The sequence below is a fragment of the Vibrio sp. YT-19(2023) genome, assembly GCF_033337395.1.
This window is the reverse complement of sequence record NZ_JAWOQN010000011.1, coordinates 1-22,766: the sequence shown is the minus strand read 5'-3', so window position 1 is coordinate 22,766 and position 22,766 is coordinate 1. Positions and strand designations below refer to the sequence as shown.

Sequence of the window (22,766 nt, the reverse complement as noted above, 5' to 3'; positions counted from 1 at the left end):
TTATTATACTGTTGATTCATACAGTGTCCATACCTGTATGAAAAAAATTTGGCTGACCTAAAGTCATGATTTGCTCTAGCCCTTATCAATGCTGGGCTAAAACAAGTTAAGAAATTCTAGAGCAGATGTTGATACAATTGAGTCAACGCGTGCTCGACCGCTTTTTTGCGAACTTCTGCACGGTCACCAGAGAAATGCATGGTTTCTACTTGCTGCCAACTTTGGTTATCAGCAAAAGCAAAGCAGACCATACCGACTGGTTTCTCTTCACTGCCACCACCCGGCCCTGCAATACCACTGATGGATACACCGATGGTGGCATTTGAGTTTTTAATTGCACCCTGTACCATTTCAATCACAACTGGCTCACTCACTGCACCATGCGCTTCTAACGTTGAAGCTTGCACACCAAGCATCTCCATTTTCGCTTCATTACTGTAGGTGACAAACGCACGGTCAAGCCACGCTGAACTACCAGCAATGTCAGTAATGGCGGTTGCAACACCACCACCAGTGCATGATTCTGCGGTCGTTAAAACATGCCCGTGTTTAGCCAATAATGCGCCTAAATCGGCACTCAATTTTGTTGTTTTTTCCATAGCCAAAATGCCCTTTGTCTCTTTTTACTTGATAGGGATTCACGTATCCTAAGCCGCTACGGAAATAAACAAAAGAACTTACCTGTGAAAGCTGAACAAAAACACACTCCGATGATGCAGCAATACCTCAAGCTAAAAGCTGAGAACCCAGAGATTTTGCTGTTCTACCGCATGGGCGATTTCTACGAACTCTTTTACGATGATGCCAAGCGAGCTTCTCAGCTTCTTGATATTTCATTGACCAAACGTGGTGCGTCTGCAGGTGAACCTATCCCAATGGCGGGTGTGCCATTTCACGCCGTAGAGGGCTACCTGGCAAAACTTGTTCAGCTTGGTGAGTCTGTGGCGATCTGTGAACAGATTGGCGATCCGGCCACCAGCAAGGGCCCGGTAGAACGTAAAGTTGTGCGTATCGTGACACCAGGTACTGTGACGGATGAAGCGCTGCTTTCTGAGCGTGTCGATAACTTAATCGCAGCAATTTACCATCACAACGGTAAGTTCGGTTATGCGACGCTGGATGTCACCTCTGGTCGCTTCCAACTGACAGAACCAGAAACTGAAGAAGCGATGACAGCCGAGCTTCAACGCACTGCACCACGTGAGCTACTGTTCCCAGAAGATTTTGAACCTGTACATTTAATGGCGAGCCGCAATGGTAACCGTCGTCGCCCAGTCTGGGAGTTTGAGCTTGATACGGCTAAGCAACAACTCAATCAACAATTTGGCACAAAAGATCTGGTTGGTTTTGGTGTAGAACATGCGTCCTTAGGGTTATGTGCTGCTGGTTGTTTGATCCAGTACGTAAAAGATACTCAACGTACGGCTTTACCTCATATTCGCTCTTTAACGTTTGATCATCAGGATCAATCCGTCATCCTTGATGCTGCTACCCGACGTAATCTGGAAATTACTCAAAATCTAGCAGGCGGAACCGATAACACGCTCGCTGCAGTACTCGACCATTGTGCAACTCCGATGGGCAGCCGAATGCTGAAGCGTTGGTTGCATCAGCCTATGCGTTGCATTGAAACGTTAAACAATCGTCTTGATGCAATTGGTGAGATTAAAGAACAAGCTCTGTTTGCCGATCTTCAACCAACGTTAAAGCAAATTGGTGATATTGAACGTATCTTAGCGCGCCTTGCATTACGCTCTGCTCGCCCTCGCGATATGGCTAGGCTTCGCAATGCCATGCAACAGCTACCAGAGCTAGAATCTGTCACCGCTTCTTTGACCCATCCGTACCTAACGAAATTGGCGAAGTATGCAGCTCCGATTGACGAAGTATGTGACCTGTTAGAACGCGCGATTAAAGAAAATCCGCCGGTTGTTATTCGTGATGGTGGCGTCATCGCTGAAGGCTACAATGCGGAGCTCGATGAATGGCGAAAATTGGCAGACGGTGCAACAGAATATCTTGAGCAGCTTGAGCGAGATGAGCGTGAACGACACGGTATCGATACGCTTAAAGTAGGCTATAACAACGTTCATGGCTTCTTTATCCAAGTGAGCCGTGGCCAGAGCCATTTGGTTCCACCGCATTATGTACGTCGCCAAACACTCAAAAACGCTGAACGCTACATCATCCCAGAGCTTAAGGAACACGAAGACAAAGTACTTAACTCGAAATCTAAAGCGTTAGCACTTGAGAAACAGTTGTGGGAAGAACTGTTTGATCTATTGATGCCAAACCTTGAGAAGCTGCAAAACCTAGCTTCTGCTCTGTCTCAACTAGATGTATTACAAAACCTTGCAGAGCGTGCAGATTCGTTAGATTACTGCCGCCCAACGCTTGTGAAAGACGCAGGAATTCACATTCAAGCTGGCCGTCATCCAGTCGTAGAACAAGTAACAACAGAGCCGTTCATCGCGAACCCAATTGAGCTTAACCCAGCCCGTAAGATGTTGATCATCACCGGTCCAAACATGGGTGGTAAATCAACCTACATGCGTCAAACTGCGCTGATTGCATTGATGGCACATATCGGCTCTTATGTACCGGCAGAATCCGCACAGATTGGTTCTTTAGATCGTATATTTACTCGTATTGGTGCATCAGATGATCTTGCATCTGGCCGCTCGACCTTCATGGTAGAAATGACCGAAACAGCCAATATTCTTCACAACGCAACTAAGAACAGTTTGGTGCTAATGGATGAAATCGGACGCGGTACTAGTACTTACGACGGTCTGTCTTTAGCTTGGGCAAGTGCGGAATGGCTCGCAACACAAATTGGTGCGATGACCCTATTTGCAACTCACTACTTCGAATTAACAGAGTTACCGAACCAACTGCCAAACTTAGCGAACGTTCACTTGGATGCCGTAGAGCATGGAGACAGCATTGCCTTTATGCACGCAGTTCAAGAAGGTGCGGCAAGTAAGTCTTACGGCTTGGCTGTTGCGGGCTTAGCTGGCGTACCAAAAACGGTCATCAAAAATGCGCGTAACAAGCTATCTCAGCTAGAGCAACTGGGGCAAAACAGTGACACACCGCGTCCAAGTGCAGTAGATGTGGCTAACCAGTTGAGCCTGATTCCAGAGCCTAGCGAGGTCGAACAAGCTCTGTCAGGTATTGATCCTGACGACTTAACGCCACGCCAAGCTCTTGAAGAGCTGTATCGCTTGAAGAAGATGCTGTAAACAGACTCACACCAACGAGCAAAAAAGAAAAAAGGCTATGGGGAACCATAGCCTTTTGCGTATCTAGTGAAATACGGATTATTTAATCGTCTTCTACGTTAAATAAGTTTTCCATATTCAAACCTTGTTTGATTAGGACTTCACGAAGACGACGTAAACCTTCCACTTGTATTTGACGTACTCGCTCACGTGTCAGACCAATCTCTCGACCAACTTCTTCCAGCGTCGAAGGCTCGTAGCCTAGTAGGCCGAAGCGACGTGCAAGCACTTCTTTCTGTTTCGGATTCAACTCTTCTAACCAATGAATCAACGATGATTTGATGTCGTCATCTTGAGTCGAAACTTCTGGATCAGAGTTGTTTGCATCAGGAATAATATCCAGCAGCGCTTTCTCACCGTCACCACCGATTGGCGTGTCGACAGAGCTAATACGCTCATTAAGGCGTAACATTTTGCTTACGTCTTCGACTGGAATATCTAATTGAGCAGCAATTTCTTCTGCGGTCGGTTCGTGATCGAGCTTTTGAGAAAGTTCACGCGCAGTACGCAGATAAATGTTCAGCTCTTTCACTACGTGGATAGGTAGACGGATCGTGCGAGTTTGGTTCATCAACGCTCGCTCTATCGTTTGTCGGATCCACCATGTTGCGTAAGTAGAGAAACGGAAACCACGTTCTGGGTCGAATTTTTCGACCGCTCGGATCAAGCCGAGGTTACCTTCTTCAATCAGATCGAGTAGTGCTAGACCACGGTTACTGTATCGACGAGAAATCTTAACAACCAAACGTAGGTTACTTTCGATCATACGTTTGCGTGCCGCTTCGTCGCCACGTAGGGCGCGTCTTGCGTAAAGCACTTCTTCTTCGGCAGTAAGTAAAGGTGAGAAGCCAATTTCGCCCAAATACAACTGAGTTGCATCTAAGCTTTTACTGCTCGCGTCAAATTCTTCACGCGCAGTCGCTTTGCTTTCTGTGGATGATGATCTTTCGAGTTCGTTATCAATGGTCTTCACTGACGCATTATCAAATGCAAACTCTTCAACTTTGGTTACTGTGTTGCTGATACTCATAACGCCTCCCCCTGGCGAGTTAGCAAGACATGACAACTCAATATGTCGCTAAATGATGTCGCAAGTTGTTTTTCAAAGTTTTAAGGCAAATAGCGTTTTGGATTCACTGATTTACCTTGATAGCGAATTTCAAAGTGTAGTTTGACCGACTTTGCACCTGAACTACCCATGGTAGCGATTTTTTGTCCGCTTTTTACGCTTTGTCCTTCTGTGACCAGCAGTTTGTCATTATGTGCGTATGCGCTTAAATAATTGTCGTTATGCTTTACTATAATTAAGTTGCCATAACCTCGTAGCGCATTGCCTGAATAAACGACTGTGCCGGCTGCGGTTGAAACGATAGGTTGACCACGCTGTCCTGCGATGTCGATACCTTTATTTCCCTGTTCTCCCGCCGAAAAGTTCTTGATTACTCTCCCTTTTGTTGGCCACAACCACTTTGAGACTTTATCACTCTTTGCTGTGGTAGTTGGCGCTTTTTGCTTCACTTTTGGGTTATCTTTTGAACCAACATACTCCTTTGTTTTCGATTGTTCAACCTTCTTTGGAGGCTGTTTTTGTACGACTTTAGGCTTAGTCTCTGTAGGTTTTTGACTAGAGTTTTTACTCGAAGGTTTAGGTTTAGAGGCTGTTGATGTTTTCGTCACTGGAGCTGGGGGGGGCGTAACAACAGGAGCCACAACGGGTTCAACTTTTTGACCATATTTAGGGGCGACATATTTCGGAGCCCAAAGTTTTAGCCTCTGTCCTGGGTAGATAGTGTAAGGCTGAGTTAACTCATTGTAACGAACAAGATCATTTACATCTTTATCTGTGACATAAGCTATGAAGTAAAGCGTATCGCCTTTTTTTACCTCATAATAACTCCCTCTGTAACTCCCTCTTTCAAGGCTTGAATAGTCTTTTTTTAGGCTAGAGACAGGTGCAGGGGAATGCGCTGCACAACCAACTAGTCCTGCAGCAAACACAAAGCTAATACCAATATGACGTAGTAACTTATTCACCTATCCCCAACCCTTAAGCTAAATCACCCGCAACCAGAGGTACGAACCGAACCATTTCTACAACGGTAGAGAGATATTCGTCTCCCTTACGCTCTATTTTTAATAACTGTTGCTCCGTATCTCCAACAGGAATGACCATTTTGCCGCCATCTCTTAATTGTGAGAGAAGAGCTTGGGGAATCACTTCAGCGGCAGCGGTAACAATAATAGCATCGAAAGGACCTCTCGCTTCCCAGCCCTGCCACCCATCAGCATGCTTAGTTGAAACATTGTAAATATCCAATTGCTTCAGGCGACGCTTTGCTTCCCATTGCAACGATTTAATTCGCTCAACGGAGTATACATGATCAACAATTTGCGCCAGTACCGCGGTTTGATAACCCGATCCCGTTCCGATTTCCAGAACACGACTCGCCGGCTCTAGCTCAAGCAACTCGGTCATACGCGCAACGATATAAGGCTGAGAAATAGTTTGTCCCTGACCAATTGGTAACGCATTGTTATCATAGGCTTGGTGCATCATCGCTTGAGAAACAAAGCTTTCTCGTGGCAAGCGTTGGATAGCATCCAGAACTCTTTGGTCTTTGATGCCACTGGAGATAAGAAACGCTATCAACCTGTCAGCATGTGGGTTACTCATTACTTCTCTTCCTTTAACCAACTATCCATAGCACGCAGCGACTCGTGAGCGGTGAGATCAACTTGCAGAGGCGTCATTGAAACTCGGCCATGCTCAATTGCATAAAAGTCCGTGCCCTCTCCTGCATCTTGCTCCTTTCCTGGTGGCCCTAACCAATAAATGTCATGGCCTCTCGGATCTTTCTGCTTGATCATATTCTCTGCGTGATGACGTGCACCTAAACGCGTAACTTCAATTTCACCTAAATTCTCTGATGGTAAGTCAGGCACGTTTACGTTCAGTAGACGATTCGTTGGAATCGGCGACGCTAAATGCTGTTGTACAATGTGACGTGCAATTTTAGCGGCGGATTCGAAATGTCGCTTACCCACTAGAGAAAAAGCCACCGACTGAACGCCAAGGAAATGACCTTCCATGGCGGCTGCTACTGTTCCAGAATAAAGAACATCATCACCCAAATTAGCGCCATGGTTGATTCCTGACAGAACAAGATCAGGCAAATCATCTTTCATTAGCTCATTCAGCGCGAAATGCACACAATCCGTGGGCGTGCCTTGCACTGAGTAGATATTTGGGGCAATTTCAGTCACGCGTAATGGTTGTTCTAATGTGAGTGAATTCGAAGCACCTGAACGATTTCGATCAGGTGCGACAATGGTCACTTCGGCGATATCTCTCAACTCATCAGCGAGGGCATGAATCCCTTGTGCATGAACACCATCATCATTGCTGATTAAGACTCTTAAGGGCTTCGGGTTTCGTGAATCCTGTTCCATTAGTATTCTCTTTCTACTTCAACCTCATTAACTAACTCACGAACAATAGAGGTCGCAAAAGATCCCGCATCCAGTGAGAAAGTCAGCGTAATGTTGTTACCTTCAACCGTCCAAGCTAAATCTTTTGGCTTCAGCGCAATATCGCGACGATCGTGGCGCATGCGATTACCACGAATCAACGCCATGAGGTCAGGCTCTTCGTCTAAAAACGGTTGCTCTAATGCCAGAGCCTCGGCTTGAGTAGGCAGTGCATTATCGCCAGCAAGCGCAGCGGTAATTGCCGCTTCACCTTGTGCAAATTGCACTTGCAAATCAGTGATGTTGTTTGCATCAATCAACTGAGTGCCAGAATTCGTCTGTGCAATGTCACCATCAATGAACTTATCAAACACACAATTCTCTAGACGAGCTGAAACGATGCGGTTGAAAATCCACGAACGAGCCGCTGATAAATACATGCTTCGCTTGTTTTGATTGCGGGTACGAACGTTTTCGCGTCCCCATCGACGTGCTTCTTCAAGGTTGTTGCCATCGTTACCAAAACGCTGACTACCAAAGTAGTTTGGCACGCCAACTTGTTTCACTTTTTCAAGACGTTGCTCTACATCCGCTATATCTGTCACTTCAGACAAAGTAACCACGAACTCGTTCCCTACTAGGTCACCAGGACGCAGTTTTTTATTGTGACGATCTGTTGCAAGGATTTCGATACTTGGGTATTGAGCCAAAAACGCTGAAAAATCTGGCGTTTCACCTTTTGGTAAATGGACACTTAACCACTGTTCCGTCACCGCATGACGGTCTTTAAGACCCGCCCAGCTAACGTCTTTCGACTGAACACCACAGGCTTTTGCTAACTCGTTAGCAACGAAGCTGGTGTTCTCGCCCGTTTTACGGATACGAACCATTAAGTGCTCGCCTTCGCCCGTAAAGGCAAAACCTAAATCTTCGCGAACCTGAAAATGCTCTGGCTGCGCTTTAATTTTTGCCGATGCAACTGGCTTACCCGTTAGGTAAGCCAATGAAGATAAAATGTCTGACATGATGTGTTTCCGCTGATATCACAGCTTAGAGGAGCAAATTGCTAGTTATTGCTTAAACAGAAGTACAACGGCTTCCGTTGCAATGCCTTCTTTGCGTCCAGTAAAACCGAGACGTTCTGTCGTCGTCGCTTTTACGTTAATGTTACTAATGTCGGTTTCTAGGTCTTCGGCTATCGCCGCACACATTGCGTCAATGTGTGGTGCCATTTTAGGCGCTTGTGCCATGATGGTTACATCAGCATTGCCAAGACGGTAGCCTTGCTCTTTAACTCGACGGTAAACGTCTTTCAGTAATTCACGACTGTTTGCGCCTTTCCATTTATCATCCGTATCTGGGAAATGACGACCAATATCGCCGGCAGCAATCGCGCCCAGCAGAGCATCCGTTAACGCATGCAACGCTACATCGCCATCTGAGTGAGCAATCAAACCTTGCTCATAAGGGATTGCTACACCACCAATAATGACTGGGCCTTCACCACCGAATTTATGTACATCGAAACCATGACCAATTCGAATCATTTTCTATCCTTTCTTTATTCGCCGCGCTCACGGCTTAGATAAAACTCGGCTAACGCAAGATCTTCTGGCTGAGTGATTTTTATATTGTTCGCATTCCCTTGAACTAAGGCTGGCTTCTCGCCTAACCATTCCAAAGCCGAGGCTTCATCGGTAATGGTTACACCCTGTTCTAATGCGTCAGCCAGTGCTTGAGTAAGCTGCTGAGTTTTAAACATTTGTGGAGTCAGTGCATGCCACAATGCTTCTCTATCTACCGTATGATCGATATCTTGTACTGCGTTTGCTCGCTTCATTGTATCTCTCACAGGAGATGCGAGAATGCCACCCGTTGAGTGGGCGCAGCAAACATCAATCAAACGGTCAATGTCGGATGTTAATACACATGGCCTCGCAGCGTCGTGGACTAATACCCACTCGCTTTCCAGATGCTCATTGACATAGTTTAGCCCTGATAACACAGAGTCTGCTCTTTCTTTACCACCAGCTACACGAATCACATCTGGGTGCTTAGCAATGGACAATTCTGGGTAATATGGGTCGCCGTCAGTAACGGCAACGACAACCTTAGAAATATTTGGGTGAGAAAGCAGTTTCTCTACGGTATGTTCCAGTACCGCTTTACCTTCGATCAATAAATATTGCTTAGGGCGATCTGCCTTCATTCTGCTCCCTACACCAGCAGCAGGCACAATTGCGATATGCGATGAGTTCATATCCAACATTTTAATGGTTTTCCTCACCTATAATGCGGTAAAAAGTCTCGCCATCTTTAACTAAACCGAGCTCATGACGCGCACGTTCTTCAATCGCATCAAGACCTTGCCTTAAGTCATCAATCTCAGCGAACATTTCATTGTTGCGAGCTTGTAGCTTGCTGTTCACTTGTTGCTGAACTTCAATTTCATCTTTTACTGTGTAGTAGTCAGACACTCCGTTTTTACCAAACCATAGAGTGTATTGAAGCAAGCCAAACAGTAGCGTAAGGGCTATAACAAAGATTCGCATATCGCTGCTAACATTCTGTACCGGAAGGAATTAGATAAGGTGACATATATAGCATAAATGCGAGGTTGCCTCTAGGGGAGAAAGGGAGACTCACACGCTCCTTACAAGAAATAAGCAGCAAAATGAAACAAGCTCATAGGAAGCGCTCCTTACCCATGACCAAAGTAAGAGCCAAAAATACAAACCTATAAATACAAAAAACCGCCGTAGCGATGGTTTCAAAAAGCTATTTAGCGAAACTTTACTCAATAAGAATTAAGCTTGATCTTTAACTTCTTTGAGACCGCTTACTTGAAACATGGAGGAGTGCGCTCACTTAGCGCTTCCGTTATATAAAAAAACACCCCGCCAAAGCAGGGTGTTTTAAAAGCTTTAAGTTAAGCTGCTAATTCAGTGAAGAATTAAGCTTGACCTTTAACTTCTTTAAGACCGTTGAAAGGAGCGCGATCACCTAGTGCTTCCTCGATACGGATTAGCTGGTTGTACTTAGCAACACGGTCAGAACGGCTCATAGAACCAGTTTTGATTTGACCTGCTGCTGTACCTACCGCTAGGTCAGCGATAGTTGCATCTTCAGTTTCGCCAGAACGGTGAGAGATTACTGCTGTGTAACCTGCGTCTTTAGCCATCTTGATTGCAGCTAGAGTCTCAGTTAGAGAACCGATTTGGTTGAACTTGATAAGGATAGAGTTAGCTACGCCTTTCTCGATACCTTCAGCAAGGATCTTAGTGTTAGTAACGAATAGATCGTCACCTACTAGTTGAAGCTTGTCACCTAGTAGTTCTGTTTGGTGCTTGAAGCCATCCCAGTCAGACTCGTCTAGACCGTCTTCGATAGAAACGATTGGGAATTGGTTAGCTAGCTCAGCTAGGTAGTGGTTGAACTCTTCAGAAGTGAAAGTTTTACCTTCGCCTTTCATGTTGTAGATGCCAGCTTCTTTGTCGAAGAACTCAGATGCAGCACAGTCCATAGCTAGAGTTACGTCTTTACCTAGTTCGTAACCAGCAGCTGCAACAGCTTCTGCGATAACTTCTAGAGCTTCAGCGTTAGATTTAAGGTTAGGAGCGAAACCACCTTCATCACCAACTGCAGTGCTGTAGCCTTTAGACTTAAGAACTTTAGCTAGGTTGTGGAATACTTCTGCACCGATACGTAGACCTTCTTTAAGAGTCTTAGCGCCAACTGGTTGGATCATGAACTCTTGGATGTCAACGTTGTTGTCTGCGTGCTCACCACCGTTGATGATGTTCATCATTGGTAGAGGCATAGAGAACTGACCTGCAGTGCCGTTTAGCTCAGCGATGTGCTCGTATAGAGGCATACCTTTCGCAGCAGCAGCAGCTTTAGCGTTTGCTAGAGAAACAGCTAGGATAGCGTTAGCACCGAATTTAGATTTGTTTTCAGTGCCGTCTAGTTCGATCATTACTGCGTCGATTGCAGTTTGGTCTTTAGCGTCTTTGCCAACTAGAGCTTCAGCGATTGGGCCGTTTACAGCTTCAACTGCTTTAAGAACACCTTTACCTAGGAAACGTGCTTTGTCACCGTCACGTAGCTCAAGAGCTTCGCGAGAACCAGTAGATGCGCCAGATGGAGCTGCCGCCATACCTACGAAACCGCCTTCTAGGTGTACTTCAGCTTCTACAGTTGGGTTACCACGTGAGTCGATGATTTCACGACCTAGAACTTTAACGATCTTAGACATTAATGTTTCCTCTCGTTTCAAATATAAATGTCAATCTTAAAGGGCAGCAGCACAACCTTCGCCGCCGCCCGTATCCTTTTACTTCTCGAATTCGCCGCGTGCGTTTTGGCCCGCAGCCTTAACAAAACCTGCAAACAATGGATGTCCATCGCGAGGAGTCGAGGTGAATTCTGGGTGGAACTGAGCCGCTACAAACCATGGGTGAGCTGGGTTCTCAATCATTTCCACTAACTTCTTGTCCGCAGATAGACCTGATACTTTTAGGCCTGCTTTTTCGATTTGCGGACGAAGCACGTTATTCACTTCGTAACGGTGACGGTGACGTTCATGGATCGTCGCGCTACCGTACAGTTCACGAGCTTTAGTCCCTTTCTCTAGGTGACACAGCTGTGAACCAAGACGCATCGTACCGCCTAGGTCAGACTTTTCAGTACGCTCTTCTACGCTACCTGATTCGTCTACCCACTCTGTGATCAAACCTACCACAGGGTACTTAGTCTCTTTGTTAAATTCTGTTGAATGTGCACCTTCCATACCCGCAACGTTACGCGCGTATTCGATTAGTGCAACTTGCATACCCAAACAAATACCTAGGTAAGGCACGTTATTTTCACGTGCATATTGAGCCGCACGGATCTTGCCTTCAATACCACGATCGCCGAAGCCACCTGGTACTAGGATTGCGTCCAAACCTTCTAGAAGTTCAACGCCTTTTGTTTCGATATCTTGTGAGTCTACATACTTAATTGTGACGCTTAGGCGGTTTTTCAAGCCAGCGTGTTTAAGCGCTTCGTTCACAGATTTGTATGCATCTGGTAATTCAATGTATTTACCAACCATACCGATGGTTACTTCACCAGTAGGATTTGCTTCTTCGTAGATAACCTGTTCCCATTCAGAAAGGTCTGCTTCAGGAGCAGTAATACCAAAGCGAGCACACACAAGGTCATCTAGCCCTTGAGATTTAATCAACTGAGGGATCTTGTAGATAGAGTCTACATCCTTCATTGAAATTACTGCTTTTTCTGGAACATTACAGAACAGTGCGATTTTTTTACGCTCATTCGCAGGAATAACGCGATCGCTACGGCAAACTAGGATGTCTGGCTGAATACCGATAGATAGAAGTTCTTTTACAGAGTGTTGCGTCGGCTTAGTTTTCACTTCGCCCGCTGCCGCTAGGTAAGGAACAAGTGTTAGGTGCATGAACATTGCGCGCTCACGGCCTAGCTCAACAGCTAGCTGACGAATCGCTTCCATAAATGGTAGTGATTCGATATCACCAACAGTACCGCCAACTTCAACGATAGCCACATCATGGCCTTCAGAACCTGCAATAACGCGATCTTTGATTGCGTTAGTGATATGAGGGATAACTTGAATAGTTGCGCCTAGGTAGTCACCACGACGTTCTTTACGAAGTACGTCGGCATAAACACGACCTGCAGTGAAGTTGTTACGCTTGGTCATCTTGGTACGGATGAAACGCTCGTAGTGACCAAGGTCAAGGTCAGTCTCTGCGCCATCTTCTGTAACGAACACTTCACCGTGCTGAGTAGGGCTCATTGTGCCCGGGTCAACGTTGATGTAAGGGTCAAGCTTCATCATAGTCACTTTAAGACCACGAGCTTCTAGAATAGCCGCAAGAGATGCTGCTGCAATACCTTTACCTAGAGAGGATACAACCCCGCCAGTAACAAAAATGTAATTTGTCGTCATGTTTAACCTGAAATTGGTTGAATGAGGGAAATGGAGTGCTTCTGGACGGGAGATAACTATACCAGAAGCTCCTTACCGCCACAACGTGAAATCTATCACACCGTAATTTTTTATTTTTTGCTTCAAATCAAAGTGAGCAAAGACAAACCAAAGTCCGTTTTCGTGTAACCAAACAAGCTGACCTTATATTATGTATTCTGCCAGTTTACCTCTGCCTCGATTCTTCTTGTTTTACTTCATCCCAAAAATGGTCAAGTTCTGATAAAGAACAATCTGTAAGTACTTTGCCTGACTGCTGGACCTTGCCTTCAACTTGTTTAAAACGTCGCGCAAACTTTACGTTTGCTTTGCCTAGCGCGACTTCTGGGTTTTTATCAAGGTGGCGAGCCAAATTGACAGTCGCAAATAGCAAATCACCGAGCTCCAACTCAACTTTCTCTTCATCGGGCTGAACTTGCAGTGCCTCTTCCATGACTTCGTCAATTTCTTCTCGTACTTTATCGACAACCGGGCCAAGTGAATCCCAATCAAACCCAAATTTTGCACATTTTTTCTGAATTTTTGTAGCACGAGAAAGTGCCGGTAAAGAGTTTGGTATTGAGTCTAGGATACTTTCTTCCGCTTTGCCTACTAGGGCTTTTTCTTTTGCTTTTTCCGCTTCCCAGTTCGCGTTAATTTCCTCGTCAGATTCAAACTCAACATCTGAAAAAACATGCGGGTGGCGACGAGTCAGTTTTTCGTTCACGGTTTCGACGACATCCGAAAAATCGAACAGCTCTTGCTCTTTCGCTAGCTGACTGTAAAAAATCACCTGAAACAACAAATCCCCTAGCTCTTCTTTTAGATTGGGCCAATCTCGATTTTGAATCGCGTCCACCACCTCGTAGGTTTCTTCTATTGTATACGGAACGATGGTGTCAAAGGTTTGTTTTAAGTCCCAAGGGCAACCGTTTTCTGGGTCACGCAACTTCGCCATGATTTGTTCTAATTGTTCAATTGGATGACTCATTTTTTGTTCCTTTAAACCTTTCTATTAAAGAAAAAGGTGAGCAGCCAAAACCACTCACCTTCTACATTATATTTTCTCAGCAGCTTTCACTAAGTAACTGTTACTTTGACAAGGCAACAAGTTTTCGCGACTCCTGAGCATAGCCTACTATGTGATGCCCCTGAGCCGGCACGTCGGAATAAGTGCAGCTAACGCAGATAAAAAGCCAAATATGACGCAAGTGTAACTCTGTAAATAGTTGAAGTTGTATAGCTAGGCGACAAACAAACGAGACTCCTGAGCATGGTTCACCATGTGATGGAGCGAGTGCGTGCAGTCAACAACGCTACAACGACAACTATGACGAGAGTTTTAGCCGAGGCGTTTCACCGTCATCACATCCTTGATCTGTTCCACACGTTTCGAAACCCGCGAAAGCACCTCAATATTGGTGACTTCTAGGTCAAAGTCCATGATGGCAAGTTGACGTCTGTAGTCGACTCGGTTCTTCATACTGGTCACTTTGATCTTTTCGTTGGCGAACAGTGTCGTAATGTCTTTGAGTAGACCACCTCGCTCCATCGCTTCAACACGCACGGTGAGGATGTATGACCCCACAAAGCCGCTGCCCCAGACCGTATCGATGATGCGCTCTGGCGCATGATGGCGCAGTTCTTCTAGCTGTTCACAGTCACTACGGTGTACTGAAATCCCACGACCTTGCGTTATGTAACCAGAGATATCGTCACCTGGAATTGGCTGACAGCAACGTGCTAGATGTGTCATTAGGTTATCGACGCCTTCTACTACAACTGCGTCTTTTTTCGGTCGGCTTTGCGCGGATGATTTATGCTCAGCTTCTTGCAGTTTTTCCAGTGCTTGCTGGTCTTCTTCCTCTGCCGTTGGCTTGTTAACTAACGCGTTAATATGGTTAATGATTTGGTTGATGCGCAAATCACCGCTACCTACACCAACATACAATTCATCTGGTGTTTTGACGTTAAACCGCTTGAGGGCGTAATGCTCTGCATCTTTTAACGTTGCGCCAATTTTGGCTAACTCATGCTCAAGGATTTCACGACCTGCTTCAAGGTTCTTCTCACGGCTTTGTTTTCGGAACCAGGCGTTAATTTTGGCACGCGCACGACCAGAATGAACGAAGCCTAATGATGGGTTTAACCAGTCACGTGATGGGTTAGGTTCTTTCTGAGTGATAATCTCGACTTGGTCACCCATATGTAATTTATGCGTGAACGGCACAATACGACCTCCGACTTTGGCACCGATACAACGGTGTCCCACTTCGGAGTGAATGTGATAGGCAAAATCTAGCGGCGTTGCCCCCATTGGCAAATCGACAACATCACCACGTGGTGTAAAGGCATAAACACGGTCATCAAAGACTTGGCTACGTAACTCATCGAGCATTTCGCCAGAGTCAGACATTTCTTCTTGCCAATCCAGTAGCTTACGCAGCCACGTGATCTTCTCATCATAACCGCTTCGGCTGCTTGCCCCTTCTTTATATTTCCAGTGCGCGGCAACACCCAGTTCCGACTCTTCATGCATTTGCTTGGTACGAATCTGGATCTCGATGGTTTTGCCTTCTGGCCCTAGAATTACTGTATGGATCGATTGATAACCGTTTGGTTTAGGGTTAGCAACGTAGTCATCAAACTCGCTCGGTAGATGCTTGTATTTGGTGTGAACTACGCCTAAAGCCGCGTAACAATCTTGCAGTTTGTCTGCGATGATACGCACTGCTCGCACATCAAACAGCTCATCAAAGGCCAAACTCTTTTTCTGCATTTTTCGCCAAATGCTGTAGATGTGCTTAGGTCGACCACTCACTTCGGCATTGATGCCCGACACTTCCATTTCGTGCGTGAGGTCTTCAACAAAGTCTTTGATGTATTGTTCACGAACGATGCGTCGCTCAGAAAGCTGTTTGGCAATTTGTTTGTAAGTTTCCGGTTGTTGGTAGCGGAAAGCGTAATCTTCAATTTCCCATTTCAGCTGACCGATGCCTAATCGGTTTGCTAGCGGCGCATAGATGTTGGCACACTCTTTTGCCGCCGCACGTCGAACTTCATCTGGCGCTTTTTTAACTTCAATAAGGTTACAAATTCGTTCCGCGAGCTTGATAACTACGCAGCGGAAGTCATCCACCATGGCAAGCAGCATGCGGCGTACGTTATCTACCTGAGATGACGCTGCACTGCCTTCCATGTTGACGTTGAGCTGCCCAATAGCAGCCATTTCTTCAACGCCGTCGATTAATTTTATGATTTCTTTGCTGTATTTCTCTTCCAGAATTTCTCTGTTAAAAGCACCACTTGAAACCAAAGGAAACAGTTGAGCAGCCACTAAAGTGGCTTGATCCATAGACAAGGTGATCAAAATTTCGATCATTTCTCGTCCACGCCACAACAACAGCTCCGCTTGCTCGTTATCAGCTAATACCGTCTGGCAATCTCGATATACTTCGATTAAGCGTGAGGCTGTGTTTTTCTCTTGTCCTAGGCTAGCCACCCAGTTTTCGAGTTCAAACTGTTCATCTTGGTTTAAATGCGCGCTTCTTACCGCAACCATCTCATCATCCTAATTATTATATTCGTGTGGTTTGACTAACACCGTCCAGGTTAGTTCTTTTTACCGCGCGTACACGCTGGCTTTATGACCACCCACCACAAATAAGGGGTCAAAGTCCTAAAGTTAGGACTTTTCAAACAATGCCATCGATTCTAGATGACTGGTATGAGGGAACATATCCAGCATACCTAATTTAGTTAATTGGTAGCCTTGCTCTATCAAGCTTTGACTATCCCTAGCAAGGGTAGCAGGATTACAAGAAACATAAACTACACGCTGTACGCCAAGCTCAGAAACTTGATCGATGATCCCACTCGCTCCCGCGCGTGCCGGGTCTAATAATACTTTATCAAACCGCTCTGCGGCCCAGGCTTGGCCTTCAAAATCTTGCTCAAGGTTAGCGTGATAAAATTGCGCGTTATTGATTTGGTTCAAAGATGCATTGTTTGTGGCTTTTTCTACCATCTCTGCAACACCCTCTACTCCAACCACGTGCTTAGCTAATTTCGCAACTGGTAAACTAAAGTTGCCTAAACCACAGAACAAATCTAACACTCGGTCACTCTTTTGTGGGTCTAACCACTCAACCGCTTGCTTGACCATTTGTTGGTTTACACCTTGGTTTACTTGAATAAAGTTATTTGGTGCAAAAGGGATTTTCACTCCAACTTCTTGATAAAAAGGCATATCGCCTTCGATAAGGTCTAATTGTTCTGTCGATGGCATCAAGTACAACGATGCGCCATGACGTTTTGCCAACTCCGTTAGAGATTGAGTTTCACTCGTTGTCAGAGCGCTCAAGTGGCGCAGCGTAATACACGGCCCATTATCACCAAGTACCAGCTCTACATGACCCAATTGTTCCGGCTTTTTGAACGCTTTTAGGGCTGAGTAAATATCTGGCAGCAAAACATTCAGTTCCGGTGCCAGCACTGGGCAATCGGTCACTTGCGCAACTTGCTTACTCTGCTTTTTACGGAAACCAAAATGTAGCTGACGTGTTTTTTTATCAACAAACAAGCTCACTCTCGCACGGCGACGGTAGGCCTGCGAATATCCCAATAACGGGGCATCTAGTTCAATATCACTGCCTGAAAATTTTCGCATTAGCTGACGCAACGTTTGCTGTTTGTACGTCAATTGTTGGTCATAACCTAAATGCTGCAAATCACAGCCACCGCACTCATGATAATGTGGGCAAAATGGCTCCACACGAGCTTCACTCGGCTTAAGGATTTTAATCAACTTACCGCGAGCGAACTTGCTCTTTTCTTCCACCAATTGAGTGACCACCTCCTCACCCGGCAGTGCTCCATCGATAAACAATGGCTTCTTTTTGAGGTAAGCAATGCCTGCGCTGTGGTGATCTAAACGCTCCACTTGCACTGCTTGGTGCCGAGTATTGAGTTGGGTTTTCTTTTTCGGTTGAAAGATGCGTGCCATGCTCTATGCCTGATTTATGTGTAATTGCTCTTCGGCTTCACTATTCTTGATTGCAGCCGTTGTGTGATTCGAGTGACTTGATTATGCTTACCGTTTATTCGGTGACGTCACTTCTTTGCTCAAGGCTTTATCGTGCGCTTGAGAAATAATGCGTTATTTTCCCATATCCAGACTCCGATGTAATTAGATAACATGACCAGATATGGCTTACGAGCACGTGTAATTACACTAACTCTCGCTCCCACTCTCATTATTGGTTTATTACTGAGCGGCTTTTTCTCATTTAACCGCTACCAAGACCTTGAGAAACAAGTTATCACCACTGGTAACAGCATTATTGAGCCGCTGGCGATTGCCAGTGAAACTCATCTACTATCAGAAAGCCGAGAGGCGGTACGTCGCTTGATAAGCTACGCGCACCGCAAAAACTCCAAACTGGTTCGTAGTATCGCGGTATTTGATGAACATCATGAGCTCTTTGTGACCTCTAACTTTCATCCTAATTTTGAAGCCTTGATGTTTCCCAAAGATAAACCGATCCCGCAACTGGGTAATTCGGAAATCTACGAAAACTCACTGATATTGCGTGTCCCCATTTTGTCAGAAGGTCACTACTTAGCGGAGTTGTCGAACGAAAGCCAAGGCACAAAAGCGATTGGTTACATCGCCGTCGAGTTAGATCTCTCCTCCTTGAGGCTGCAACAGTATCAAGAAGTCTTCTCTGCGTTTTTAGTTCTGGTTCTCGGTCTTGGCTTAGCAAGTGTGTTTGCTTCACGTCTAATGCACGATGTGACCCAACCTATCACCCACATGAAGAATGTCGTTGACCGCATTCGCCGTGGTCATCTGGATGTGCGTATCGAAGGCAAAATGCACGGTGAGTTAGACCAGCTAAAAAATGGCATCAACGCCATGGCGGTATCGTTATCAGAATATCACGTGGAGATGCAGCACAGTATAGACCAAGCCACGTCCGACTTACGTGAAACGCTTGAGCAGCTAGAAATTCAGAACGTTGAGTTGGATATCGCGAAGAAACGCGCGCAAGAAGCGGCCAGGGTTAAGTCAGAGTTCTTGGCGAACATGTCGCACGAGCTGCGTACTCCGCTCAATGGGGTGATTGGCTTTACTCGTCAAATGCTTAAAACGCAGCTTTCTAACAGCCAAACGGATTACCTACAGACGATTGAGAAATCGGCGAACAACTTGCTGAATATCATCAATGACATTCTCGACTTCTCGAAACTTGAAGCGGGTAAGCTGGCGCTGGAAAATATTCCTTTTGATTTCCGAGAAAGTTTAGAAGAGGTAATTAACCTACAAGCCACAAGTGCACATGAGAAAGGGTTAGAAATCACCCTAAAAGTGGACCCTAAAATTCCACCAGGTTTAGTTGGGGATCCACTACGTATTCAGCAAATTTTGACGAACTTAGTCGGTAACTCAATCAAGTTTACCGAGCGAGGCAACATTGATGTTAGCGTAGAAATGCGCTCTCAATCAGGAGACTCCGTCGAACTGCAATTCATGGTGCGTGATACCGGTATTGGTATCTCTGAGCGTCAGCAAGCGCAGTTGTTCCAAGCCTTTAGCCAAGCAGATGCAAGTATTTCACGTCGTTACGGCGGTACTGGCCTTGGTCTGGTTATCACTCAGAAACTGGTGAGCCAGATGGGCGGCGAAATCAGTTTAACCAGCCGTCTACACCAAGGTTCAACCTTCTGGTTTACGGTACGCTTGCACTCAACCGAGATACCAATGAGCGAACTGATTGAAGTGGAACTTCTGACTGGGAAGCAGTTACTGCTGGTTGAACCAAACATGCAAGCCGCATCCGTAACCCAACAGATTCTAAGTCAGGAGGGTATTTTAGTAACCTACCGCTCTTCGCTACCAAACAACGAAGAACAATATGATTATGTATTGTTGAATTTAGCGGCCAACCAGACTCACGATGCGGAAGTTATTACACCTTGGATAGAACAAGCGAAACGTATGGCTCCGAGTGTTCTCCTAGGGACACCGAGTACCGAATTGGCGCTTGCGGACCAAATAATGACAGAGCATCACGTCCAGTGCCTGACGAAGCCATTGTCTCGCCGTAAGTTGCTACAAAGCCTGATTAGCGAACATGTAGAATCGCCACCGGTATTAAGCGCTCCAATTACACCAAGCGAAGGGGACCGTTTACCTCTGACTGTACTAGCAGTGGATGACAACCCTGCAAACTTGAAGCTGATCTCTGCACTGCTCCGCGAACGAGTAGAAACCGTCACCGCCTGTAGCAATGGCCAGCAAGCGGTGAACCTGGCGACAGAGAAAAAGTACGATTTAATCTTCATGGATATCCAAATGCCACAAATGGATGGGGTGACCGCTTGTAAGCACATTAAAGAGTTGGAGTTAAATAAAGACACGCCAGTGATTGCGGTAACGGCGCATGCCATGGCTGGGGAACGAGACCGCTTGCTCTCGGCAGGAATGGATGGCTACTTGACCAAACCTATTGAAGAGCATGTGCTACAACAGGTTTTGGTTCACTGGAACCCCAATGCTTGTACAGAGAGCATTGGCAAAGTCGCCCCTTCATACGTTGATGAACCTGAAGGAAGCGCACCACAATCCGTTTCTTCACCTCAACAGGATGTGATTATTGATTGGCAAGCGGCCTTGAAACAGAGCGCGAATAAAGAGGATCTCGCCAAAGATATGCTGCGCATGTTGATTGAGTTCATCCCTGAAGTAGAAGCGGTTGTTGACCAAGCTCTAGAGCAAGAAGATATCTCTCGTGATGACCTAATTCATGTCATCCATAAGCTGCACGGCAGTAGTTCATATTGTGGCGTTCCAAGACTGAAGTCACTCTGTGCGACGCTTGAGCAAGCACTGCGCTCAGGGATCAGTCTTGAGGAGGTTGAGCCTGAAATGTTCGAGCTGCAAGATGAAATGATTAAAGTAACAACAACCGCAAAGTTATACCTTGAACAGTGATCTATTGAAGAGAAACAAAAGCCAGAGCAAATGCTCTGGCTTTTTAGTATTTTGTTTAAGACTTACAAGCTAGGATTCAAAAATGACCGTCGCCACAGCGTAATGACGCTCATCGGAAATGGACAGGTGAATGTGGTTAACACCCATCGCATCCGCTACTTGCTTTGCTGTGCCCGTCAATGCGAGCACTGGTTTTCCAAGCGCATCGTTCGAGATGGAAAAATCGTGAAACGTGACCCCTTTTGCTATCCCTGTTCCCAATGCTTTTGAGGCCGCTTCTTTGACTGCAAAGCGCTTAGCAAGATAACGACCTTGCAGCTTAAGCTGTGAGAATTTGGCCATTTCTTCTTCTGAAAGAATCCGCTGAGCAAAAGGTTCACCACTACGAGCTAACGCTTTTTCAATACGCTCAATTTCTGCAATGTCGGTCCCTAACCCTATAATCGCCATCTAGATAGCCCTATGACTGGCGAGCCTCAATCATCAGTGCTTTCATGTCAGCAACCGCTTTATTTAAACCATCAAATACTGCGCGACCAATGATTGAGTGACCAATGTTGAGTTCGTAAATTTCTGGTAATGCAGCAATTGGTGCGACATTGTGATAAGTCAGGCCATGCCCGGCATTAACAATAATACCTAGGTCATGTGCATAACTCGCACCAGCAGCAATCTTCTTCAGTTCAGCTTGCTGCTCGTCTTCTGTCGTCGCATCTGCATAGTGGCCAGTATGTAGCTCAATAAACGGAGCTCCACACTTTTTCGCAGCTTCAATCTGTTGACGGTCAGCATCAATAAAGAGCGAAACTTTAATGCCGGCATCTGTCAGCTTTTTCGTCGCAGCTTTAATTTTTTCAAGCTGTCCTACTACATCTAAACCACCTTCCGTCGTCAGTTCTTCACGCTTTTCAGGCACTAGACACACAAACTCTGGTTTAGTTTGCAGCGCAATCTCAACCATTTCGTCCGTCACTGCCATCTCTAGATTCATACGCGTTTGAATGGTTTCACGCAGAATACGTACATCACGATCCAAAATATGGCGACGGTCTTCACGTAAGTGGATAGTGATACCGTCCGCGCCTGCACGCTCTGCAATTTCAGCAGCGTGAACAGGATCCGGGTATTTTGTACCACGTGCATTACGTAGAGTGGCAATATGGTCGATATTGACGCCTAAATAAATTGAGCTCATTTTCCGTTACTCCGTGCTCTGGGGGTCTGAATGAAAAATTCACGACTTTTTAAAGGTTTGCCGCCAAGATACGGCTTTAAGGCTATACGTGTAAAGCGTTTTGCCGCTTTTAGCTGCTCTTTAGTGACGAACCGCCGCTCACTGATGGCAATCAGTTCATTCCCTAAAAACGTGAGGTTATCTCGCCTAACCGAAGCAATAAACCCTTTCTGTTCCCGGTAACGATAGGTCATTTCTGGATCGACGGGCTCGCCGGTACCTGCACAATGCAAAAAATCCACGCCATACCCCATCGCAGACAGCAAGGCTAACTCAAAACGACGCAGTGCAGGCTCAGGGTTCTCGTTGTGCGCCAACTCGGTTAACGCATGCAAATAATCATGAAATAGTGCTGGCATCGGCACTTCAGCCATCAAAATACGGCCAATCAGTTCATTGACGTACATGGCTGAGTAGAGATTAATGCCCGTTAACGGCAAACCTAGACTTATCGGCTCGGCTTGACGCAAAGTTTTCATTGAGCCTTTCCCCGACCATTTAAGTAATAGCGGGGTAAAAGGTTGCAATGCGCCTTTTAAGTTCGAACGCTTACTGCGCGCGCCTTTGGCCATTAAAGTCATTCGGCCATATTCCTCACTAAATACATCAAGGATTAAGCTCGATTCACTGTAAGGGCGTCGGTGCAATACAAAACAGCGCTGTAAACCTTCGGAAGACAGATTACTCATCTAAGTCATTGTGCCTAAAAAGTGTGAAGTAAATTACCACCTTCTAAAGAAGGTGGCTTTGTGTGAGCCCCCTAAAAGGGGGCCTTTGTTTAGTCCAGCGCCA

Annotated in this window: 19 protein-coding genes; 2 read left to right on the top strand and 17 right to left on the bottom strand. The window is 45.9% G+C overall.

The features are described 5' to 3' along the window. Positions 1-116: 116 nt before the first annotated feature. Positions 117-599, bottom strand: a complete 483-nt coding sequence (pncC, locus tag R7E78_RS10265) for a nicotinamide-nucleotide amidase (protein ID WP_005383794.1) — start codon at positions 597-599, stop codon at positions 117-119. 84 nt (positions 600-683) lie between these two features. On the opposite strand from pncC, the gene mutS reads away from it, so the two are divergent. After that, the gene (mutS, locus tag R7E78_RS10260; RefSeq protein ID WP_033907432.1) at positions 684-3,245 is read left to right on the top strand and encodes a DNA mismatch repair protein MutS; all 2,562 of its coding nucleotides are present in this window, start codon (positions 684-686) and stop codon (positions 3,243-3,245) included. Between the two features lie 82 nt (positions 3,246-3,327). On the opposite strand, the gene rpoS is transcribed toward mutS, so the two are convergent. From rpoS to rlmD, 13 genes are all read right to left on the bottom strand, one after another. Beyond that, positions 3,328-4,314 (bottom strand): RNA polymerase sigma factor RpoS, encoded by a 987-nt coding sequence (gene rpoS / locus R7E78_RS10255; protein WP_005380887.1) that lies wholly within the window; start codon positions 4,312-4,314, stop codon positions 3,328-3,330. A gap of 80 nt (positions 4,315-4,394) precedes the next feature. Next, complete coding sequence (locus tag R7E78_RS10250; RefSeq protein WP_262640688.1) at positions 4,395-5,318, bottom strand: peptidoglycan DD-metalloendopeptidase family protein; 924 nt, start codon at positions 5,316-5,318, stop codon at positions 4,395-4,397. 13 nt (positions 5,319-5,331) lie between these two features. Further along, complete coding sequence (locus tag R7E78_RS10245; protein WP_005380892.1) at positions 5,332-5,958, bottom strand: protein-L-isoaspartate(D-aspartate) O-methyltransferase; 627 nt, start codon at positions 5,956-5,958, stop codon at positions 5,332-5,334. Beyond that, a complete protein-coding gene (surE, locus tag R7E78_RS10240) occupies positions 5,958-6,734 on the bottom strand; it encodes a 5'/3'-nucleotidase SurE (protein WP_047103164.1) in 777 nt (258 codons plus the stop codon). Before surE ends, R7E78_RS10245 begins: the two co-directional genes overlap by 1 nt. Further along, on the bottom strand, positions 6,734-7,777 hold the full coding sequence (gene truD, locus R7E78_RS10235; RefSeq protein WP_047103165.1) for a tRNA pseudouridine(13) synthase TruD: 1,044 nt from the start codon (positions 7,775-7,777) through the stop codon (positions 6,734-6,736). The genes surE and truD overlap by 1 nt, the downstream gene beginning before the upstream one ends. A gap of 45 nt (positions 7,778-7,822) precedes the next feature. Beyond that, positions 7,823-8,299, bottom strand: a complete 477-nt coding sequence (gene ispF / locus R7E78_RS10230) for a 2-C-methyl-D-erythritol 2,4-cyclodiphosphate synthase (RefSeq protein ID WP_005380896.1) — start codon at positions 8,297-8,299, stop codon at positions 7,823-7,825. A 14-nt stretch (positions 8,300-8,313) separates the two neighbouring features. Beyond that, the gene (gene ispD, locus R7E78_RS10225; protein WP_017633548.1) at positions 8,314-9,021 is read right to left on the bottom strand and encodes a 2-C-methyl-D-erythritol 4-phosphate cytidylyltransferase; all 708 of its coding nucleotides are present in this window, start codon (positions 9,019-9,021) and stop codon (positions 8,314-8,316) included. 1 nt (position 9,022) lies between these two features. After that, positions 9,023-9,304: a cell division protein FtsB gene (ftsB, locus tag R7E78_RS10220; RefSeq protein WP_005380907.1), complete on the bottom strand. Its 282-nt coding sequence runs from the start codon at positions 9,302-9,304 to the stop codon at positions 9,023-9,025. Positions 9,305-9,705: 401 nt separating this feature from the next. Beyond that, a complete protein-coding gene (eno, locus tag R7E78_RS10215) occupies positions 9,706-11,007 on the bottom strand; it encodes a phosphopyruvate hydratase (protein WP_047103168.1) in 1,302 nt (433 codons plus the stop codon). Positions 11,008-11,085: 78 nt separating this feature from the next. After that, on the bottom strand, positions 11,086-12,726 hold the full coding sequence (locus R7E78_RS10210; protein ID WP_021034029.1) for a CTP synthase: 1,641 nt from the start codon (positions 12,724-12,726) through the stop codon (positions 11,086-11,088). 205 nt (positions 12,727-12,931) lie between these two features. After that, complete coding sequence (mazG, locus tag R7E78_RS10205; protein ID WP_053304134.1) at positions 12,932-13,735, bottom strand: nucleoside triphosphate pyrophosphohydrolase; 804 nt, start codon at positions 13,733-13,735, stop codon at positions 12,932-12,934. A gap of 351 nt (positions 13,736-14,086) precedes the next feature. Further along, positions 14,087-16,306, bottom strand: coding sequence for a GTP diphosphokinase (gene relA / locus R7E78_RS10200; RefSeq protein WP_262640687.1), 2,220 nt, complete (start codon positions 16,304-16,306; stop codon positions 14,087-14,089). A 123-nt stretch (positions 16,307-16,429) separates the two neighbouring features. Beyond that, entirely contained in the window at positions 16,430-17,749 is a 1,320-nt protein-coding gene (gene rlmD / locus R7E78_RS10195; RefSeq protein ID WP_262640686.1) for a 23S rRNA (uracil(1939)-C(5))-methyltransferase RlmD, read from the bottom strand. 192 nt (positions 17,750-17,941) lie between these two features. Between rlmD and barA the strand changes: the two genes are divergently transcribed. Beyond that, positions 17,942-20,740, top strand: coding sequence for a two-component sensor histidine kinase BarA (gene barA / locus R7E78_RS10190; RefSeq protein ID WP_262640685.1), 2,799 nt, complete (start codon positions 17,942-17,944; stop codon positions 20,738-20,740). Positions 20,741-20,809: 69 nt separating this feature from the next. Here barA and acpS read toward each other — a convergent pair whose 3' ends face one another. From acpS to recO, 3 genes are read right to left on the bottom strand one after another with little or no spacing between them, the layout of a single operon-like run. Beyond that, complete coding sequence (acpS, locus tag R7E78_RS10185) at positions 20,810-21,190, bottom strand: holo-ACP synthase (protein WP_213872057.1); 381 nt, start codon at positions 21,188-21,190, stop codon at positions 20,810-20,812. Positions 21,191-21,200: 10 nt separating this feature from the next. Beyond that, positions 21,201-21,935 (bottom strand): pyridoxine 5'-phosphate synthase, encoded by a 735-nt coding sequence (pdxJ, locus tag R7E78_RS10180; protein WP_005384579.1) that lies wholly within the window; start codon positions 21,933-21,935, stop codon positions 21,201-21,203. Next, on the bottom strand, positions 21,932-22,663 hold the full coding sequence (recO, locus tag R7E78_RS10175; protein ID WP_005384578.1) for a DNA repair protein RecO: 732 nt from the start codon (positions 22,661-22,663) through the stop codon (positions 21,932-21,934). Before recO ends, pdxJ begins: the two co-directional genes overlap by 4 nt. Positions 22,664-22,766 lie beyond the last annotated feature (103 nt).

What these genes read in the sequence shown, in the direction of transcription:
- pncC (WP_005383794.1), bottom strand. Translation starts at nt 599, where the DNA reads ATGGAAAAAACAACAAAATTGAGTGCCGATTTAGGCGCATTATTGGCT.
- rpoS (WP_005380887.1), bottom strand. Translation starts at nt 4,314, where the DNA reads ATGAGTATCAGCAACACAGTAACCAAAGTTGAAGAGTTTGCATTTGAT.
- R7E78_RS10245 (WP_005380892.1), bottom strand. Translation starts at nt 5,958, where the DNA reads ATGAGTAACCCACATGCTGACAGGTTGATAGCGTTTCTTATCTCCAGT.
- surE (WP_047103164.1), bottom strand. Translation starts at nt 6,734, where the DNA reads ATGGAACAGGATTCACGAAACCCGAAGCCCTTAAGAGTCTTAATCAGC.
- truD (WP_047103165.1), bottom strand. Translation starts at nt 7,777, where the DNA reads ATGTCAGACATTTTATCTTCATTGGCTTACCTAACGGGTAAGCCAGTT.
- ispF (WP_005380896.1), bottom strand. Translation starts at nt 8,299, where the DNA reads ATGATTCGAATTGGTCATGGTTTCGATGTACATAAATTCGGTGGTGAA.
- ispD (WP_017633548.1), bottom strand. Translation starts at nt 9,021, where the DNA reads ATGTTGGATATGAACTCATCGCATATCGCAATTGTGCCTGCTGCTGGT.
- ftsB (WP_005380907.1), bottom strand. Translation starts at nt 9,304, where the DNA reads ATGCGAATCTTTGTTATAGCCCTTACGCTACTGTTTGGCTTGCTTCAA.
- eno (WP_047103168.1), bottom strand. Translation starts at nt 11,007, where the DNA reads ATGTCTAAGATCGTTAAAGTTCTAGGTCGTGAAATCATCGACTCACGT.
- R7E78_RS10210 (WP_021034029.1), bottom strand. Translation starts at nt 12,726, where the DNA reads ATGACGACAAATTACATTTTTGTTACTGGCGGGGTTGTATCCTCTCTA.
- mazG (WP_053304134.1), bottom strand. Translation starts at nt 13,735, where the DNA reads ATGAGTCATCCAATTGAACAATTAGAACAAATCATGGCGAAGTTGCGT.
- relA (WP_262640687.1), bottom strand. Translation starts at nt 16,306, where the DNA reads ATGGTTGCGGTAAGAAGCGCGCATTTAAACCAAGATGAACAGTTTGAA.
- rlmD (WP_262640686.1), bottom strand. Translation starts at nt 17,749, where the DNA reads ATGGCACGCATCTTTCAACCGAAAAAGAAAACCCAACTCAATACTCGG.
- barA (WP_262640685.1), top strand. Translation starts at nt 17,942, where the DNA reads ATGACCAGATATGGCTTACGAGCACGTGTAATTACACTAACTCTCGCT.
- acpS (WP_213872057.1), bottom strand. Translation starts at nt 21,190, where the DNA reads ATGGCGATTATAGGGTTAGGGACCGACATTGCAGAAATTGAGCGTATT.
- pdxJ (WP_005384579.1), bottom strand. Translation starts at nt 21,935, where the DNA reads ATGAGCTCAATTTATTTAGGCGTCAATATCGACCATATTGCCACTCTA.
- recO (WP_005384578.1), bottom strand. Translation starts at nt 22,663, where the DNA reads ATGAGTAATCTGTCTTCCGAAGGTTTACAGCGCTGTTTTGTATTGCAC.